The sequence below is a fragment of the Amphritea atlantica genome (genome assembly GCA_024397875.1).
GTDB classification, from domain to species: Bacteria; Pseudomonadota; Gammaproteobacteria; order Pseudomonadales; family Balneatricaceae; genus Amphritea; species Amphritea atlantica_B.
Genome location: CP073344.1, coordinates 1,020,612 through 1,038,703, shown reverse-complemented (window position 1 = coordinate 1,038,703; position 18,092 = coordinate 1,020,612). Strand labels below are relative to the sequence as shown.

Sequence of the window (18,092 nt, the reverse complement as noted above, 5' to 3'; positions counted from 1 at the left end):
TTTTTTTAGAACCGTTCGGTATTTAGCATGAGTCAAAGCATATAAACAGCATCAATTACGTTTTATTACTAATAAATAGCCATAAAATAATTCAATTTAAACTATATATACGTTATATTTACAAACTATTAATTTACAAAAATAACTCACAGGAGACCATCAGCATGGCCAGTATCATCGAGAGAATAGTTGCACGGGAGATCCTTGACTCACGGGGCAACCCGACCGTTGAAGCCGAGGTGATACTGACCTCAGGAGTGACCGGAGTCGCTTGCGCGCCCTCAGGGGCAAGTACCGGATCAAGAGAAGCGCTGGAACTGAGAGATGGCGATAAAAGCCGTTATAACGGCAAAGGGGTGTTAACCGCTGTTGATAATATCAACTCAAAGATCGCCGCTGTTCTCAAAGGTTTTGACGCCCGCAATCAGCGGGCACTGGATCAGGCGCTGATTGAGACGGACAATACCGAAAACAAATCTAACCTCGGTGCCAACGCGACTCTGGCGGTCTCCCTGGCAGCGGCAAAAGCAGCGGCAGCCGATCAGAGCCGTCCTCTCTATGCACACATCGCATCACTCTATGGTCAGCCAGATCTCTTTAGCATGCCGTTACCCATGATGAACATCATCAATGGCGGAGAGCATGCCGACAACACTGTTGATATTCAGGAGTTCATGATTCAGCCGGTCTCTGCCCCCACCTTTCGTGAAGGCTTACGCATGGGCGCTGAGGTATTCCATTCACTCAAAAAAGTACTTCAGGAGCGCGGGCTGAGTACCGCCGTGGGGGATGAGGGTGGTTTTGCGCCGGACCTGCAAAGCAACGAAGAAGCACTGATCGTCATCCGTGAAGCGGTTGAACTGGCAGGTTACACACTGGGCACAGACTTCACTCTGGCACTGGACTGTGCTGCCTCAGAGTTTTATCGCGATGGTGAGTATCAGCTCAGCGGCGAAGGAAAGTCATTCAGTTCAGAGGGTTTCAGTGATTACCTGGCCGAACTGACTAAACACTACCCGATTGTATCGATTGAGGATGGCCTTGATGAATCTGACTGGGAAGGCTGGGCTTACCTGACAGAAAAACTGGGTAGCGAAGTGCAACTGGTGGGCGATGATCTGTTCGTCACCAATACCAAAATACTTCAGCGCGGCATCAATCAAAAGATCGGTAACTCAATCCTGATCAAGTTTAATCAGATCGGCACCCTGAGTGAAACCCTTGATGCGATCAAAATGGCACAGGATGCAGGTTATCGCGCGATAATCTCCCATCGCTCCGGCGAAACGGAAGATACCACCATCGCAGACCTGGCCGTTGGCACCTGTGCCGGTCAGATTAAAACCGGTTCACTCTGCCGTTCAGACCGTGTTGCCAAATACAACCGCTTGCTGCGCATTGAAGAAGTACTTCAGGATGCTGCGCCCTACCATGGTCGGAGCGAAGTTTTCGGACAATAGCCCGCATCCTCGATTAAGCGATAGGTGATTACAATTGTTAACGGGCGTTAAACCCTCAGTCATTTGCAGTTAACGCACGAGTTTTTAAATAGAGTCATTATAATAAGGGGTGTGGACCCGTTTTTTGCCACACCCCTTCCCTAATAACCGTTCAGGAACACAACCATGCTAAAGGTCATCTCTTTTGGCGAAGCTCTGGTCGATATGCTCTCCAGCCAGGTCAGTGAAAACCAGTCCAGCGGAGTTGAACAGTTCGCTAAATACCCCGGAGGAGCCCCGGCAAATGTCGCGGCCGCCGTGGGAAAATTGGGCGGCAACAGCTACATGGCCGGTAAAATTGGCACTGATATGTTTGGTGTTTTTATGCGGCAGTCGCTGCATGAAGCCGGCGTGAATACCGATTACCTGCTGAATACCGAGGCAGCCAACACTGCACTGGCGTTTGTCTCACTGGACGCAGAGGGAGAGCGCAGTTTCACTTTCTACCGTAACCCCTCTGCCGATATGTTGTTTACAGCGGATGAGTTTGACGATCACTGGTTTGCGGATGCGGGCATCTTTCACTTTTGCTCCAATACTCTGACGGCAACCGGGATCAGAGAGGCGACTCTTGCCGGGATAGACAAAGCTAAAGCAGCCGGTTTTCTGATCAGTTTTGATGTCAACCTGCGCAGCAATTTATGGCCTGCGGGCAGCGACCCGGCAGCCCCCATCTGGCAGGCACTGGCGCTGGCCGATATGGTTAAGCTGAGTCTGGATGAGATGAACTTTCTCGCGGCCAGCTCCTCACAGGATGAGGTGTTACAGCGACTACTGGATAACGGAGTGTCTCTGGTGCTGCTGACCGATGGCGGCAACCCTTTGCGTTACTTCAGCCAACAGAACACAGGAACGGTCATCCCACCCAGCGTCTCTATGGTCGACAGCACCGCCGCGGGGGATGCGTTTATTGGTGGATTTATCTATCAGCTTGCCGCTATGGACTGCCAGCACAGTGAACTGAATACGCTGCTGAACACGCCGGACAGATTAGAAAAAGCTCTGCGATTCGCATCTCAGTGCGGTGCCTACGCGGTGTCCCACAAAGGCGCCTTCACCTCACTACCCGGCATAAACGACCTGCAGTTATAAGTCTCGCTACTCTGCAAGCAGACAACAGCGTCCCAAAAGGTCCTGATAAACATCGTTTTATCGGGACCTTTTTATACGTTTTCCCCACACTGCCTGTTCTGCTTATAAAAGACGCCTTTGCTATACAGACCATGTATCACAAGCCCCGGGATATTCTTATCCAACATTTCAATTATTAACAGACCGTATAAAAACCAAAATCAGACGTTAATTCTCAACCTTTTCAATAGCAGTCTGCGTCAGGTGATCAAACTCCACCTGATAAGCGCTTAACTGAAAATAATAAAACGAAAAGGTGAATCACGTTGAAACAGTCCATTTTATTGACCTCCGCTGTTATTAGCTGCCTATTAGCAGGTACCGCTCAGGCACAACTGGCATTTGATGCTAACCTGGAACTGGATACCGATGCGGTTGATACTGCTGCCTCATCCACAACCTTTGATCAGAACGGTTTTGTCGAACTGAATGTCGCCTCAAAACGTGAGAACGGAGAGTACTTTGTTGCTGCCAAAGGCGGTGTACGTCTGACAACCGATGGTGATAAAAATGTGGTGGTGCGTGATGCCTATATTCAACTGGGCAACAGCACCTGGGATGCACAGATCGGTCGCTTCGAAGCGATTAACCTGTTCCCGCTGGGTAAAGATACATTGGTTGCACATGCCGGTGGCGTATCGGTTTATGAAGCCAACAAGGTGCGCGGATTCGCCGGTGATGATGGCGGCCAGATCGCCCTGCACTTTAAAGCCTCTGACAGCCTGAAGTTTGAACTGGATACGATCTATGGTGACGATGACACTGCCGGCGATAATGGTACCGCTGTATCCGGTTACCGTCCCTCCGTTACCTGGAGTGCAGACGCATTCAGCCTGACCGCAGGCTTCGAAAGCGTTAAATACGACCTGCTCGCCGGCGGCAATGTTGATCAGACCGGTTATGCATTAACGGCAAACTTTGATCTGTCCGGTGCCAACGTCAATCTCTCTGCATCCCGTCTGGAAGATGACAACACCGATCAGACAGTAAACTCCTATGCCGCCAACGTCACCTACGGTAATTTTGGTGCCGGTGTAATTCACTCCGAAGAGGACAATGCCAGCGGTGCTGATCCTGACGTTACCACCACCTATGTTGCCTATTCAGTTCCACTGTTTGACATAAAAGAGGCGACGGTCACGTTTGCCGGATCTTACTCGAGCGCATCAAATGTGGTGGACGATGAAACCACCGCAGCCCGGGTACGGTTCAACTACACTTTTTAAATGACACCTTTTAACAAAGTCTGACCTTCACATCCGGGCACCCTCCCCCTTCGGGTGTCTGAATGCGCTTCCGTCAGTAACAACCGGCACTCGCTTCCCTGATGCCGGTTTTTTTATGCGTTTAAAATACCAGACCTGTCTCTGCCAATGCGGGTGATCGGTACACTGAAGCAACTGTTCAAATTGTGGCGCCAGCCTTCATCCATGGCGAAAACAAGGTACTCAACTAGACTATATCCAGCGGGGTAACAAATGCCGATACAAAACGTGAAGGAGCCTCAGGATAATGTATCGCAACGACTTTAGTTCGGCCATCCATTAATAAAAACGCCCCTTTGACCTGTAACGCATCGCTTCTGAGTCGTATTTCACTTGGGTATATTAGCTTAGGAAACTATTTAGAAAACTATAAAGAATTGCTGTTTCAATCCGTTGTTCAATCACAGTCTTTTTAAAACAATTATTAATCAATACGCTTAATTGCGAAGCGGGTTATTGAACATGAAAGCGTTGGTAAAAAAGAAGTCAGAACCCGGCTTATGGCTGGAAGAGGTCCCCACTCCAGATATCGGTATCAACGATGTCCTGATCAAAATAAAGCGCACCGCCATCTGTGGCACCGATTTGCATATCTATAACTGGGATAGCTGGGCGCAAAAGACTATTCCAGTCCCTATGGTCATCGGCCATGAATTCGTTGGGGAGATCATCGAGGTTGGCTCTAACGTCAATGACTTCCATCCCGGACAGATCGTTTCAGGGGAAGGCCATGTGGTCTGTGGCCGTTGCCGCAACTGTATGGCTGGGCGCCGTCATCTATGCTCACATACCAGCGGTGTGGGGGTGAACAGGCAGGGCGCTTTTGCCGAATACCTGGCTTTGCCGATGTCCAATGTGTGGGAACACCGCCCCGGAATCGATCTCGATATAGCCGCGCTGTTTGATCCCTTTGGCAACGCGGTACACACCGCACTACAGTATGACCTCCTGGGCGAAGACATTCTCATTACCGGCGCGGGGCCTATCGGCATCATGGCCGCCGCCGTCTGTCGCCATGCCGGTGCCCGCCATGTGGTGATTACCGATATCAACCCTCAGCGCTTAGCCCTGGCAAAAAAATTGGGCGCGACCTGTACAGTCGATGTGACCAGACAAAGCCTGAGCACTGTGCGCAAACAGCTGGGCATGACCGAGGGCTTTGATATTGGCCTGGAGATGTCGGGCAACCCCGCAGCGTTTCAGGACTTACTGAGTCACATGTGTCATGGTGGAAAGGTCTCTATATTAGGCATTCCCGCCGATCCAGTGGCTATTGACTGGAGCCTGGTCATTTTCAATATGCTGACCCTGAAAGGTATTTACGGCCGGGAGATGTATGAAACCTGGTACAAAATGTCAGTCTTTATTGAATCAGGACTCGATATTTCCGCCGTCATTACTCACCGTTTCGACTACACGGATTTCCAACACGGGTTTGATGTAATGAACAGCGGAGAGGCCTGCAAGGTTATTCTCAACTGGGACTCATCATTAAGTTAACCACTTTACAAAATCAGGAGAACTGTCGTGCACAATCAGTTTCAGGAACATATAGCTCAGCAGCTGACAGAGCTTGAGACCGCCGGTCTCTTTAAGCGAGAGCGCCTGATCACCTCACCACAGGGTGCCCATGTAGGCGTTGCGCGGGAAATTCAAACCGGGGCCAGACAGGTGCTGAACCTCTGTGCAAACAACTATCTCGGGCTATCCCAGCACCCGCAGGTAAACGCGGCGGCCAAAGCGGGTTTAGAGCAGTGGGGCTATGGGATGGCGTCAGTCCGGTTTATTTGCGGAACCCAGGTCCTGCATAAACAGCTGGAGGATAAGCTCAGTGAATTTCTCGGTATGGAAAGTACTATCCTCTACCCTTCATGCTTCGATGCTAACGGTGGATTGTTTGAAACCCTGCTGACTGAAGATGATGCAATCATTTCCGATGAATTGAACCATGCCAGTATTATCGATGGCATCCGTCTGTGTAAGGCCAGGCGCTATCGTTATCGCAACAGCAATATGGCAGACCTGGAGCAACAGCTACAGGCGGCTGACAAAAACGGCGCGCGTTTCAAACTGATCTCCACCGACGGCGTCTTCTCCATGGACGGCTACATTGCCCGTCTGGATGAGATCTGTGATCTGGCGGAAAAATACCACGCCCTGGTGCATTTTGATGATGCTCACTCAACCGGTTTTATCGGTGCCGGTGGTCGGGGTACGCATGAGTATCGCCACTGTATGGACCGTGTGGATATTATCACCGGCACCCTTGGGAAAGCGCTCGGCGGCGCCAGCGGCGGTTATACCAGTGCCAGTCACGAAATTGTTGAGCTTTTACGGCAGCGTTCACGGCCCTACCTGTTCTCTAACACTGTGGCGCCACCCGTCGTGGCAGGAGCGTTGAAGGCCATTGAGCTGATCACCGAATCCAGCACCCTGCGTGATCAGTTGATTAACAATACCGCCGTGTTCCGGGACGGTTTGGAGCGACAAGGGTTTGAGCTGCTACCAGGGGAGCACCCGATTGTGCCTGTCATGTTGCACGATGCGAAAGTAGCGGGTCTGTTTGCTAACGCTATGTTAGAGCAAGGGGTTTATGTCGTTGCCTTCTCCTACCCGGTAGTGCCAAAGGGAAAAGCCCGTATTCGTACGCAGATGTCCGCGGCATTGACCCAGAATGATATTGAGTTTGCCATTGAAGCCTTTGGCCGGGTCAAGTCTCAGATGGGTATATAATCACACTCAATTGATGAACGCCCATGCAAGGCCTGAAAAATGGCCTTACCTGTGGTGTTCATCCATCACGCCCCCCTTTTTTTCAAATTACCTTTGCAGATTACCCTTGCAACAACGCTATCCCGTCAAAATCCCATCCAAAACGCCTGGATCAGCCGCGCGCCATATTTCAATTGTTAACACGCTGACACTCACCCGAAATTCCCCGTTAATTCCCCTCCTTTTAAATAGACACTGAGATTCAGCAGAGCAGCGTCATTCAGAGATCCCCTTGCTCATAAATACTGATGAACAATGGATTCAAAATCCTCCGTTATACGACAACCCAAAAAGATAAAAATAAAAGGAAAGTTTGCCATGAATAAGAAATCAATTGTTCAAGCCGTTATGCTGGCCACCGCGCTCTCTGCGCCTTTCGCCATGGCAGCTGACAAGCCGGTCGTTGGCCTGATAACCAAAACCAATACCAACCCATTTTTCGTCAAAATGCGTGAAGGCGCACAGCATAAAGCTGATGCAATGGGAATTGAACTGCGGACCTTTTCCGGCAAATTTGACGGTGATAACCAGTCCCAGGTACAGGCAGTGGAAAACCTGATTTCAGCCGGTGCCAAAGGGATTCTGATCACCCCAAGCGATCCGGCTGGTATCGTACCTGCCATCGAGCGCGCCCGTGAAGCCGGTCTTCTTGTAATTGCGTTGGACACACCACTGAGTCCTGCAACCGCAGCGGATGCAACCTTTGCCACCGACAACTTTAAAGCCGGTGAGATGATCGGTCAGTGGGCTGCCGCAACCCTGGGTGATAAAGCGGCAACCGCTAAAATTGCCATGCTTGATCTCAACAGCAGCCAGATCACTGTCGATGTTGCCCGTGATCAGGGCTTTCTGAAAGGCTTCGGTATCGACCTGAATGACCCTGACCGTATCGGTGACGAAACCGATCCACGTATTGTCGGCAACGATGTCACCAGCGGTGCTGAGGAAGGCGGTCGCCGGGCGATGGAAAACATGTTGCAGAAAGATCCCGAGATCAATGTGGTCTACACCATCAATGAACCGGCAGCGGCAGGCGCTTATGAAGCACTGAAGTCCGCAGGCCGTGCCGATGATGTGCTGATCGTCTCTGTCGATGGCGGCTGTCCAGGCGTTGAAAACGTCAAAGACGGTGTGATCGGCGCTACCTCTATGCAGTTCCCGCTGCGTATGGCGTCAATGGGCGTGGATGCAATCCTTAAGTTTGCCACAACCGGCGAAAAACCCCAGACCACAGAGGGACTGGATTTCGTCAATACCGGTGTTGAGCTGATTACCGACAAACCCGTGAGTCATATCGGAGCCAAGAGTTCATCTGAAGGTTTGACTATGTGTTGGGGCTAAAACCCGACGCATAAAGCAACACAACAGCAGGGTGAGTTCACCCTGCTCGTTTCAGAGTAATACCAGGAGAATCCCATGGCTAACTCAAGCACATTAAAAACAACAGAGACAGCTGATCACGAGTTGGTCGCAGCTTCTGCAGGTGGTGAAGTTGCTTCATTTGAAAAAGAGACACTGTCACTTGTTGAGAAGACTCACCGCTTCTTCCATGCAAACCCAACTGCGGCCCCTGCCATCGTATTGTTACTCGCCGTCATCGCATTCAGCATTATTATCGGCGAGCGTTTTCTGCACCCCTTCAACATGTCACTGATTCTTCAGCAGGTGACCATCATCGGTATTCTGGGTATCGCCCAGACGCTGATTATCCTGACGGCCGGTATCGACCTGTCGGTGGGTGCCATCATGGTACTGACCTCCGTCATCATGGGTAAAATGGCGATCGATATTGGTCTGCCCGCTGAGATAGCCCTGCTGGCCGGTATCGCCGCCGGTGCTATAGCCGGTTACATCAATGGCATACTGGTCACCCTGTTCCGCCTGCCCCCCTTTATCGTCACCCTGGGCACCTGGAACATCTTCTTTGCCCTGAACCTGTGGTATTCCAAGAGCGAAACCATCCGTTCTCAGGCCATTGAACAAACCGCTCCACTGCTTCACTGGACCGGACACACCGTCGAATTTTTTGGCGCCAAACTGACCTATGGTTCGTTGCTGATGGTCGCGCTGTTTGCCCTGATCTGGTACGCCCTCAACTGGACCGCCTGGGGTAAGCATGTGTATGCCACCGGTGATGATCCGGGCGCAGCCAGCCTGGCAGGTATCCGCACCAACCGTATCCTGATGTCTGTTTACATCGTCGCCGGCGCTATCTGTGCCATTGGTGCCTGGGCACTTATCGGCCGGATCGGTTCGGTCAGCCCACAAGCGGGCATGACCGCTAACCTCGACAGTATCACCGCAGTGGTGATCGGCGGCTGTAGTCTGTTCGGTGGCCGCGGATCAATCTTCGGCACACTCATTGGCGCCCTGGTAGTCGGGGTATTTCGTAACGGTCTGGCACTGGCAGGAGTCGATGTACTCTGGCAGGAATTTACCGTCGGCCTGCTCATCATCGTAGCAGTCGGTATGGACCAGTGGATTCGGAAGGTGTAATCATGAATAACGATAAAGCTACAGTATTACAGGCACGCGGACTGGTAAAACGTTATGGCCATGTGACTGCCCTGGATGGCGCCGATTTCGACCTTTATCCAGGGGAAATTCTGGCCGTCATCGGTGATAACGGTGCCGGTAAATCGTCACTGATCAAAGCCCTCTCTGGCGCTCTGGTGCCCGACAGAGGCACGGTCAAACTGGATAATGAAACCGTGAACTTCAAAAGCCCGATGGACGCCCGCAACGCCGGTATCGAAACCGTATACCAGAATCTCGCAGTCGCCCCATCACTGGATATCGCCGATAACCTCTATCTCGGCCGTGAACAACTGCGCCCGGGCATTCTGGGTAAGGTATTCCGCATGCTGGACAAGAAAGCGATGCATGATAATGCCCGCCAGAAGCTTTCTGAACTCGGCCTGTTGACCATTCAGAATATCAATCAGGCGGTGGAAACCCTGTCCGGCGGTCAGCGTCAGGGAGTGGCCGTGGCCCGCTCGGCAGCCTTTGCCAAGCATGTGGTGATTATGGACGAGCCCACCGCGGCGCTGGGGGTAAAAGAGTCCCGCCGGGTGCTGAATCTGATTAAAGATGTGCGGGATCGTGGCTTATCCGTGGTGCTGATCAGTCACAATATGCCTCATGTATTTGAAGTGGCCGACCGCATCCATATCCACCGGCTGGGCAAACGACATGCGGTGATTAAACCAGACACCCACACCATGTCAGAAGCCGTGGCCATTATGACCGGGGCGATGGACCCCCATGAACATGCCTCAGGCGCATTCGCTGCCTGAACCAGGCTGAACCCGGGCCCTGACTAAACATCAGGGCCTTTTTTTATAGATAGACCACCGATGAATAAGAACTTTCTCAGCAACCTGACCGGTTCGTTTGCCATGCCGGCGATGGAGAACCCCACCGTAGCTATGGTTGAAGCCGCTTATCAGCATCACCAGCTCGACTGGCGCTATATCAACTGCGAAGTCTCACCGGAGCTGCTTAAAGACGCGGTACGCGGCGCCCGGGCGATGGGCTGGGCAGGCTTCAACTGTTCAATCCCCCACAAAGTAGCGGTGATCGAACATCTCGACGGGCTGGGACAGTCGGCAATGATTATCGGCGCGGTAAACACTGTTGTACGTAATGCCAGGGGCGAATATATTGGCGAAAATACCGATGGCCGTGGCTTTGTTACCGCCCTGAATGAGGTGACCGATCCCCAGGGGGCACAGGTTATCCTGTTTGGCGCGGGCGGCGCGGCCCGCGCGGTTGCGGTGGAGATGGCATTTGCCGGAGCGGCCCATATCACGGTGGTTAACCGCTCCCGCGAACGGGGCGAAAAACTGACCCGACTGATCTGCAAAAAAACACCGGCCACAGCAACGTTTGCAATATGGGATGGGGATTTCCGACTCCCGGCAGACACCGACATTGTAATCAATGCCACCTCCATCGGCCTCTACCCGAATATCGACCAACAGCTTGATATCAACTGGGAAACCCTGAGTTCAGATATGGTGGTTGCCGACGGCATCCATAATCCACCGATGACGCCTCTGCTCCGAACCGCTCAACAGAAGGGCTGCAAATGTGTCAATGGACAGCAGATGCTGGTTCATCAGGGTGCTATCGGCATCCACTACTGGACCGGTATCGAGGTGGATACCAGAGTAATGTATCAAGCGCTTAGAGAGATATTTAACCCGGAGTAAACCCTTTCTGCGGAAAAATCTTCCCTCCGTGCTCTCTGTGTCCTCTGTGGTAGGATTATTTTAAGGCGTTTCACCACAGAGAACACGGAGAGCACTGAGTTCAACCTATGTAACAAGCCTTTCACCTAACCATTATCGACAAATCGCCACCATAGATTACTCACCACCCCTGATAGCTATCCACCGTCTCCCGGGTAATCAGTTCTGCGGGAATCAGTATGCTGGTCTGCTCCAGCGTCTCGCCCTGCATTAACCGGTAACCGGTTTCCACCGCTTTCGCCGCCATATAGTTGGGAAACTGTGCCGCAGTTGCGCGGATCAGTGAGTCTGAACTTCGCAGTTGCTGTTCCGCCAGCGGCGCGCCGTCGACAGAGACGATGATAAACTCACCGCGTCCGGCAAATTGCGCGGCATCCTGTGCGCCCAGTGCAGAGGGATCATTGATGGAAAATACGCCATCGATCTGTTGAAACTGGGTGAGCAGATAGGTCATCGACTCCAGTCCGCCTTCACGTCCCCCGCCACTATTCAGATCGCTCGAAAGCAGCTGAATACCGGGCGATTGCGCCAGCACCGCTTTACATCCCGCCACCCTATCCTTCACCGAAGAGACTTTGGGGCCGTTTATAATCACCACATTACCCTTCCCCCCCAGCTGTTTAGCCAGGTAGTCACAGGCGATCATACCGGCCTGAGTATTATCAGTGGTGATGGTCGCATCGGCACCTTTGGCTTTGACATCCACCGCCAGCACTTTAACCCCGGCTTCCCGGGCTTTTAATACCGCCGCTTCAACACCATCATAGCTGGCTGCGGACAGCAGAATCATATCCATTCCCTGCTTTACAAACCCCTCAATCTGTTCAACCTGACGCTTAACATCATAGGCGCTGGAAACAACCACGACTTCAGCATTATCGCCCACCAGCTGTTTGGCCTGAAACTCAGCGCCCCGGGCGATCTGAATAAAATAGGGGTTGCCCAGATCCGATACCGAGATACCGATCGACAGCGTGTTATCAGCCATAGTCTGTGCCGATGCAGCAAAGGCCGCAACAACCAACGCAGCTGTTAGCAATCGGCAAGCACCCCTCTTCCCCCCTTTAATCCTGCTCACAGGCGATTCCTTCTTTCATCAGTATGCGATTTAAATGTTTCATCCAGCGCCATTGCCAACTCATCCAGCCGATAAGGTTTAGCCAGCACGGTATCGGTTTCTTTCAGTCCATACTGCTCACTCAGATGCTGAACACTCAGCCCCGACGTCAGCAGCACCGGTATTTCAGGCCATTGATGCTCTATTTTTTCTGCCAGATGCAATCCGTTAACGGCCGTTCCCAGGTTGATATCGGTAAACACGATATCAATGTCGTTGTGCTGATTTAGCTGCTGCAGTGCTTCATCGACTGAGGCAACCGCAATCACCCGGTATTCAAGTTTTTCCAGCACCTCCTGTCCGGCATCTCTTACCTGATTATCGTCCTCGACCATCAATACACAGCGGTGCTGACCATAACTGAATTCTGTGACCGGCTCTGCCACCGGTAAAGCGACCTGCTCTGCTTTCCGGCGCAGATAGATGCCGATCGTAGTTCCCTGCCCCTGCTTGCTCTGAACTCTGATATCCCCCTCCGACTGTTTCACAAAGCCATACACCATACTCAGTCCCAGGCCACTGCCCTGACCGATCTCTTTGGTGGTAAAAAAGGGTTCAAACACCCGACGAAGATGGGCTTCAGAAATACCGCAACCGGTATCGGAAACCTCGATATGGACAGCATCGGTAATGCCACCATTCAGCTCAATACCACGACACTGGCGGGTACAGAAAGTCAGGGTTCCCCCCTCAGGCATCGCGGCACTGCTGTTGATGGTCAGATTCAACAGCACATTCTCCAGCTGGCCCGGGTCGACATCCACCAGCCAGCCATCGGCCTCAAGGTCCAGCTTTATCTTAATCGCCGCTCCGACACTGTACTCAATCAGATCCAGCATCCCCTCAATCAACTGATCAACCTCTGTGGGCTCGGGTGTCAGGTGCTGTTTCCGGGAGAACGCCAACAAGCGTTGCGTCAGGTTTTTCCCCCGCTCCGCTGATGCCAGGGCTCTTCGGGCGTACTTAAGCGGTTTTGGCGCGTCATAAAGAGTCGATTCCAGTAGCTGAAGATTGCCATACATCGCCGCCAGCAGATTATTAAAATCATGGGCCACACCGCCAGTCAGCTGACCCAGCACCTCCATTTTCTGGGATTGCCGCAGCTGTGCTTCAACAGTTTTACGCTCGGTAAGATCGCTGTACAGGGTGACAAAACCACCGTCCGGCATCGGACTGCTTCTGAACTCCACCACCCGACCGTTGGCAAAGTGCCGTTCAAAGTGTTGTGATTGCTGTCGCCGCATCTGATTCACTTCATCCTTATCCAGCGCCATGCCATCCAGTGCCCAGCTCTCCTGCGCTTCCTTAGACAACAAACCATGCACCTCTTCTATCGACATTCCCTTCTGCAGACGATCCTTGGGTAACTCAAGAATCAACAGGTATTGAGGGTTCCAGGCAATCAGCCGCCCGTCCCGGTCGAATACGCTCAAACCATCATTGATATTGGTAAACACCGTTTCCAGCAGATGCGACTGTTCCTGCAGATCGTGGCTGATCCGGTCAATCTGAACCGCATTCTCCCGAAACACCTGAAACGCCCGGGCCAGATCACCAATCTCATCACTACGCTCGGTAGCCGGGGTCTGTTGATGGGTATCGCCTTCAGCAAGACGGCTCATCACTAATGTTACCGATGCCAGATTCATCACCAGCTCGCGCACCATCCATACGCCTCCCAGTGCGGCGGCAATACAGAGAAAACTGATCAGTAAAATACCGGTTTTTCCTGAACTGACCGCAGCACCGACCCGCTGACTCTCGTGAGATATCCGACTTTGAATCTGATCAACGAAGTGCTGTACCTCAACGCTGAGCTGTTCTGAGATCGCCCGGGTCGATGCCAGCAGAAAGGCACTGCGCTGTTCCAGACTCAGCTGTTTCAGGCGCAGATCAAACAGATTGTCCGGCCTGACTGCCACGGAATACAGTTCGTCATACCAGTGACCAGAACGGCTGACGGCACTGTTGTTCAAACTGTCGAGCAGCCGTAGAAATCGCTGCCGGGTTGAGGCCAGGCTATCGGCCGACTGAATATGCGAGGCGGTAATCAGTATTTCGACCATCCGCGTCATCGACTCGCTTATATCTGAGTTATTCGCTGTATCAAACCGTTCTGCCTCATCGACCAGGCTTCTGAGCCGGTATTCATATTCCCGCAGATCTTCCCGCAGAAACAGATGCTGACGGGTCAGCTCGATCAGCTCGTTCACTGTGATATCCAGCCGTTGCAGCAGATTCTGAAGGTTGGGAGCGGCGGCATCCAGCTGGGGAATGCTCTGCGCCAGAGAGAGTACTTTTTCGATTTTAGTTTTAAGGGTCTGGCTCAACCCCTCTAACATATAGGGCGTACCGGCACTGGTAACATAGGGGGCAATCGCTGCCAGGTTAGCCGTTCGTTCTGCCAGTTCCAGCGAACGGGAGATATCGGGCAGGGCCTGCTGTTCAAAGATATTCAGCGCCCGGTCGGTATTGTTCAGCCCCTGCCAGCCCACCAGCGCCAGAATCATCGCGGACACTGACAGAATGGTAAACGCCAGCAATAATCGGGTGCGTGCTCTCAGGCCGCTGAAAGGGTTAATTGAAAAAACCATTTCCTTAGGCCTCAGCCATAATAGCTATCAACACTGGATCACCGAGGCACTGAAAATATACCCCACACCCCGTTCAGTGCGAATATAACTGGGTTGTTTTGGGTTAGGCTCAATTTTTCGACGCAACCTGAGAATTAACACATCGATAGTGCGATCATAGACATCTGAATCAAAACCCCGGGTTGCTTCCAACAGCTGATCGCGGCTGAACACCCGGTTCGGCGAGCGGACAAACATCTCCAGCAACTCGTACTCACCATAGGTGAGTGAGACAGGCTCACCATCGGAGCCGATCAGCTCTCTGCTGGTAAGATCCATCACCCAGCCATTAAACGACAGGCGTTCGTGACTGTAAGCATCCTCTTTGCGTACCATCGGCGTGCTGAGCTGAGTTGTTCTGCGCAACATCGCCCGGACTCTGGCCAGCAACTCCCGATTGTTAAACGGCTTCATCAGGAAATCATCGGCGGCCAGTTCCAACCCCAGAATCCGGTCGGTTTCATCCCCTTTTCCGGTGAGCATCATAATCGGAATACTGGAGTGTTCCCGCACTTCCCGAGCCAGCTGCATACCATCTTCACCTTTGAGGCGAAGATCAAGAATAATCAGTGAACAGGGTGCCGTATTCAGCGCCTGACGCATCGACGAACCATCCGCCACGGCCAACACACTGAAGCCACTATCCTCAAGGAGATCCTGCAATAACTCGCGCATGTCGATTTCATCATCGACCACCAAAATTTTTTGCTGGACAGCGTTTGTCATAGACGTTTCCAATTTTATTCTTCTTATTAGTTTATAAATAACACAAGCAGACGCTATAAAAATTTCAATTATTACAAATCTCGTAGAAATGGTTCATGTTTTGTTTACCTGACACGGGCTTAATTGCATAGAAGAAAGCTCCGGACGCATAACCGGGTCATGCACCATAAAATCACGAGGCAGCCCATGTATAATCTCAGTTCCTCTGTTACCTGGAAAAAACTCGAACAGTTAGCCCGGGACAGCCAGAATGACCGAATCACAGATTACTTCACTGCTGATGCCAGCCGCTTTGACAGGATGAGCCTGAAACTCGGCGGGCTGTTTCTGGATTATTCCAAAAACAGTCTCAGCGATGAGATTTTTAAAACCCTGATAAAACTGGCTGAGCACTCTCCGCTGCGTCAGCGACAGGCACAGATGTTCTCAGGCGACATGATCAATGTCACAGAAAAACGTCCGGTGTTGCATACCGCGTTAAGAAACCGGGGCAACGAGCCGGTCATCGTCAACGGCCAGAATGTTATGCCTGAGATTCAGGCAGGTCTGAAAAAGCTACAGGCTTTTACCGATCAGGTGCGCAATGGGGAGTGGAAAGGTTTCTCAGGTAAGCGGATCCGCAACGTCGTCAATATCGGCATCGGCGGCTCTGATCTGGGCCCTAACATGGTGTGCCGTGCACTTCTGCCCTACCAGCACCCGGAGATGAAGTTTCACTTTATCTCCAATGTCGATGGTCAGCACATTAAGAAAATTCTTAAAGGGCTTGATCCTGAAACCACCCTGTTCATTGTTTCCACTAAAACCTTTTCAACCCAGGAAACCCTGCTCAACGCTAACACGGCCAAACAGTGGTTTTTAGAACACAGTGGCTGTAAAGGGGCCGATCTGGGCAAACATTTCGTAGCCGTTTCAACCAACAAAGCGGCAGCGATGGAGTTTGGTGTTAATGAGCAGAGCATATTTGAATTCTGGGCCTGGGTCGGAGGACGCTACTCTCTCTGGTCCAGTATCGGACTGCCGATTGCACTGAGCATCGGCTATGACCGCTTTATCGAACTATTGGAGGGTGCCTTCGAGATGGACCAGCACTTTCTCCATGCGCCCCTGGATCAAAATATGCCGGTGATTCTGGCACTGATCGGCATCTGGTATATCAATTTCCTAGGGGCAGAAACCCAGGCAGTCATCCCCTATGATCAGGCACTGCATCAACTGCCCTCCTTTCTGCAACAGCTGGATATGGAGAGTAACGGTAAGTCGGTGGATATGGAGGGTAATCCGGTGGATTATGCCACCGGCCCGATTGTCTGGGGTCAAACAGGGTCCAATGGGCAGCACGCTTTTTTCCAGTTACTACATCAGGGCACCCGCTTTGTGCCGATCGATTTCATCGCCTCACTGCAGGTTGACGAAGGTACAGAGGCACACCAGTTTGCCCTGCTGACCAATATGCTGGCCCAGGCGAACGCCTTTATGAACGGCGATGCCACAGGCAATCAGCAGGACTACACCAGCTGTCCGGGTAATCGCCCGAGCAATGTCCTGTTACTGGACCAGCTTACCCCGCATAACCTGGGTGCCCTGATCGCACTCTACGAGCACAAAGTATTTGTTCAGGGGTCTGTCTGGAACATCAACTCATTCGATCAGTGGGGCGTACAACTGGGCAAGCGGCTGGCAACTGAGATCAGCCGCAACATTGAAAGCAAGAGCATCGAGTATGATGCCTCAACTCAGGGGCTGATGCAGATAGTCAAACAACACTTTTCAGAGAGCCCCGGAGCAGCCAAAAACTGCGCCTCTGAGCCACAGTCCGGTCAGTCCCTTAAAAAATCTCAGACACCACCGGCAAAAACCATAAAACAGAGAACATCAGCGTCAACCGCACCATGAAAACACTACTCGAAAACAACTTTAACGGTTTACAACATATCGGTATTCCGGTCACAAAGATACAACGCTCCGTTTCCTTTTATCGCCGATTTGGTTTTCAACCGGTGATGGAAAAAACCTTTCCCGAAGGCGATGGCGAAACCACCGCGTTCATGATGCAGAGAGCGGGAGTATTGCTTGAGCTCTATCAGCCACCCGCAAACCAGTGTGAGGCGCTCAGAAACAGAAGCGACGGGCCGGTTGATCATATCGCTTTTTCGGTCACCGATATTCAGGCGGCCTTTGATGAGATGCAAGCCGACGGGCAAACCATTATCGAAGCGGGTCCGGTTCATCTGGATTTTTGGGAAAACGGTTGCAAATATTTCGCGATCCGTGGACCGGATGGTGAAAAACTGGAATTTAATCAGATACTCTGAACAGGAACCCACCATTGAACGACATTATCGCATTGTCAGACATATCCCAATGGATAGGCATCGCCGCCGCATGCTGTACCACCCTGTCGTTCGTACCTCAGGTGATTCAAATCCTGAAAAGCAGAGATACTGCCGGTATCTCTGTCGCGATGTACACCATATTTACTACCGGTGTTTTTTTCTGGGTCGTCTACGGATTTGTTATCTGGGATCTGCCGGTACTGCTCGCCAATAGTGTAACCCTGATATTAACGCTGTCGGTATTAATGCTGACTATCACTCAGCGGCTACGGACACGCAACGTCCGGAAAACAACAGCGCGCCAACGGACTGAGTAAAGTAGACAGCCCCCCTTTCCTGAACGCTTCCCACTGATGCTGC

15 protein-coding genes are annotated in these 18,092 nt (G+C 51.9%); 12 read left to right on the top strand and 3 right to left on the bottom strand.

What is annotated here, in order from left to right; genetic code table 11:
• Positions 1 to 164 precede the first annotated feature (164 nt).
• The 9 genes from eno (at position 165) to aroE (ending at position 10,881) form a co-directional block, all read left to right on the top strand.
• Positions 165 to 1,460 carry a phosphopyruvate hydratase gene (gene eno / locus KDX31_04595; protein ID UTW04298.1) on the top strand — a complete coding sequence of 432 codons (1,296 nt, stop codon included), beginning with the start codon at positions 165 to 167 and terminating at the stop codon, positions 1,458 to 1,460.
• A gap of 165 nt (positions 1,461 to 1,625) precedes the next feature.
• A complete protein-coding gene (locus tag KDX31_04590) occupies positions 1,626 to 2,591 on the top strand; it encodes a carbohydrate kinase (GenBank protein ID UTW04297.1) in 966 nt (321 codons plus the stop codon).
• 305 nt (positions 2,592 to 2,896) lie between these two features.
• Entirely contained in the window at positions 2,897 to 3,856 is a 960-nt protein-coding gene (locus tag KDX31_04585; GenBank protein ID UTW04296.1) for a carbohydrate porin, read from the top strand.
• A gap of 501 nt (positions 3,857 to 4,357) precedes the next feature.
• Positions 4,358 to 5,395: an L-threonine 3-dehydrogenase gene (gene tdh / locus KDX31_04580; protein ID UTW04295.1), complete on the top strand. Its 1,038-nt coding sequence runs from the start codon at positions 4,358 to 4,360 to the stop codon at positions 5,393 to 5,395.
• Between the two features lie 27 nt (positions 5,396 to 5,422).
• Complete coding sequence (locus tag KDX31_04575) at positions 5,423 to 6,628, top strand: glycine C-acetyltransferase (protein ID UTW04294.1); 1,206 nt, start codon at positions 5,423 to 5,425, stop codon at positions 6,626 to 6,628.
• A 357-nt stretch (positions 6,629 to 6,985) separates the two neighbouring features.
• Complete coding sequence (locus tag KDX31_04570) at positions 6,986 to 8,008, top strand: sugar ABC transporter substrate-binding protein (protein ID UTW04293.1); 1,023 nt, start codon at positions 6,986 to 6,988, stop codon at positions 8,006 to 8,008.
• Positions 8,009 to 8,083: 75 nt separating this feature from the next.
• Complete coding sequence (locus KDX31_04565; protein UTW04292.1) at positions 8,084 to 9,163, top strand: ABC transporter permease; 1,080 nt, start codon at positions 8,084 to 8,086, stop codon at positions 9,161 to 9,163.
• Between the two features lie 2 nt (positions 9,164 to 9,165).
• Positions 9,166 to 9,963: a sugar ABC transporter ATP-binding protein gene (locus KDX31_04560; GenBank protein ID UTW04291.1), complete on the top strand. Its 798-nt coding sequence runs from the start codon at positions 9,166 to 9,168 to the stop codon at positions 9,961 to 9,963.
• A 60-nt stretch (positions 9,964 to 10,023) separates the two neighbouring features.
• Positions 10,024 to 10,881 carry a shikimate dehydrogenase gene (gene aroE, locus KDX31_04555; protein UTW04290.1) on the top strand — a complete coding sequence of 286 codons (858 nt, stop codon included), beginning with the start codon at positions 10,024 to 10,026 and terminating at the stop codon, positions 10,879 to 10,881.
• A gap of 160 nt (positions 10,882 to 11,041) precedes the next feature.
• Here aroE and KDX31_04550 read toward each other — a convergent pair whose 3' ends face one another.
• The 3 genes from KDX31_04550 to KDX31_04540 form a co-directional block, all read right to left on the bottom strand.
• On the bottom strand, positions 11,042 to 11,908 hold the full coding sequence (locus KDX31_04550) for an ABC transporter substrate-binding protein (protein ID UTW05298.1): 867 nt from the start codon (positions 11,906 to 11,908) through the stop codon (positions 11,042 to 11,044).
• Between the two features lie 86 nt (positions 11,909 to 11,994).
• Positions 11,995 to 14,631, bottom strand: coding sequence for a PAS-domain containing protein (locus KDX31_04545; protein UTW04289.1), 2,637 nt, complete (start codon positions 14,629 to 14,631; stop codon positions 11,995 to 11,997).
• 27 nt (positions 14,632 to 14,658) lie between these two features.
• Complete coding sequence (locus tag KDX31_04540; GenBank protein UTW04288.1) at positions 14,659 to 15,396, bottom strand: response regulator transcription factor; 738 nt, start codon at positions 15,394 to 15,396, stop codon at positions 14,659 to 14,661.
• 186 nt (positions 15,397 to 15,582) lie between these two features.
• Here KDX31_04540 and pgi point away from each other — a divergent pair, with 186 nt between their 5' ends.
• From pgi to KDX31_04525, 3 genes are read left to right on the top strand one after another with little or no spacing between them, the layout of a single operon-like run.
• Positions 15,583 to 17,292: a glucose-6-phosphate isomerase gene (gene pgi / locus KDX31_04535; protein ID UTW04287.1), complete on the top strand. Its 1,710-nt coding sequence runs from the start codon at positions 15,583 to 15,585 to the stop codon at positions 17,290 to 17,292.
• Positions 17,289 to 17,711, top strand: coding sequence for a VOC family protein (locus KDX31_04530; protein ID UTW04286.1), 423 nt, complete (start codon positions 17,289 to 17,291; stop codon positions 17,709 to 17,711). The genes pgi and KDX31_04530 overlap by 4 nt, the downstream gene beginning before the upstream one ends.
• A gap of 41 nt (positions 17,712 to 17,752) precedes the next feature.
• The gene (locus KDX31_04525; GenBank protein ID UTW05297.1) at positions 17,753 to 18,049 is read left to right on the top strand and encodes a SemiSWEET family sugar transporter; all 297 of its coding nucleotides are present in this window, start codon (positions 17,753 to 17,755) and stop codon (positions 18,047 to 18,049) included.
• The last annotated feature ends 43 nt before the right edge of the window (positions 18,050 to 18,092 follow it).

Excerpts from the sequence above, each read along its gene's own strand:
- eno (UTW04298.1), top strand. The coding sequence starts at position 165 with ATGGCCAGTATCATCGAGAGAATAGTTGCACGGGAGATCCTTGACTCA.
- KDX31_04565 (UTW04292.1), top strand. The coding sequence starts at position 8,084 with ATGGCTAACTCAAGCACATTAAAAACAACAGAGACAGCTGATCACGAG.
- pgi (UTW04287.1), top strand. The coding sequence starts at position 15,583 with ATGTATAATCTCAGTTCCTCTGTTACCTGGAAAAAACTCGAACAGTTA.
- KDX31_04545 (UTW04289.1), bottom strand. The coding sequence starts at position 14,631 with ATGGTTTTTTCAATTAACCCTTTCAGCGGCCTGAGAGCACGCACCCGA.
- KDX31_04540 (UTW04288.1), bottom strand. The coding sequence starts at position 15,396 with ATGACAAACGCTGTCCAGCAAAAAATTTTGGTGGTCGATGATGAAATC.
- KDX31_04560 (UTW04291.1), top strand. The coding sequence starts at position 9,166 with ATGAATAACGATAAAGCTACAGTATTACAGGCACGCGGACTGGTAAAA.
- KDX31_04590 (UTW04297.1), top strand. The coding sequence starts at position 1,626 with ATGCTAAAGGTCATCTCTTTTGGCGAAGCTCTGGTCGATATGCTCTCC.
- aroE (UTW04290.1), top strand. The coding sequence starts at position 10,024 with ATGAATAAGAACTTTCTCAGCAACCTGACCGGTTCGTTTGCCATGCCG.
- KDX31_04550 (UTW05298.1), bottom strand. The coding sequence starts at position 11,908 with ATGGCTGATAACACGCTGTCGATCGGTATCTCGGTATCGGATCTGGGC.
- KDX31_04530 (UTW04286.1), top strand. The coding sequence starts at position 17,289 with ATGAAAACACTACTCGAAAACAACTTTAACGGTTTACAACATATCGGT.
- KDX31_04570 (UTW04293.1), top strand. The coding sequence starts at position 6,986 with ATGAATAAGAAATCAATTGTTCAAGCCGTTATGCTGGCCACCGCGCTC.
- tdh (UTW04295.1), top strand. The coding sequence starts at position 4,358 with ATGAAAGCGTTGGTAAAAAAGAAGTCAGAACCCGGCTTATGGCTGGAA.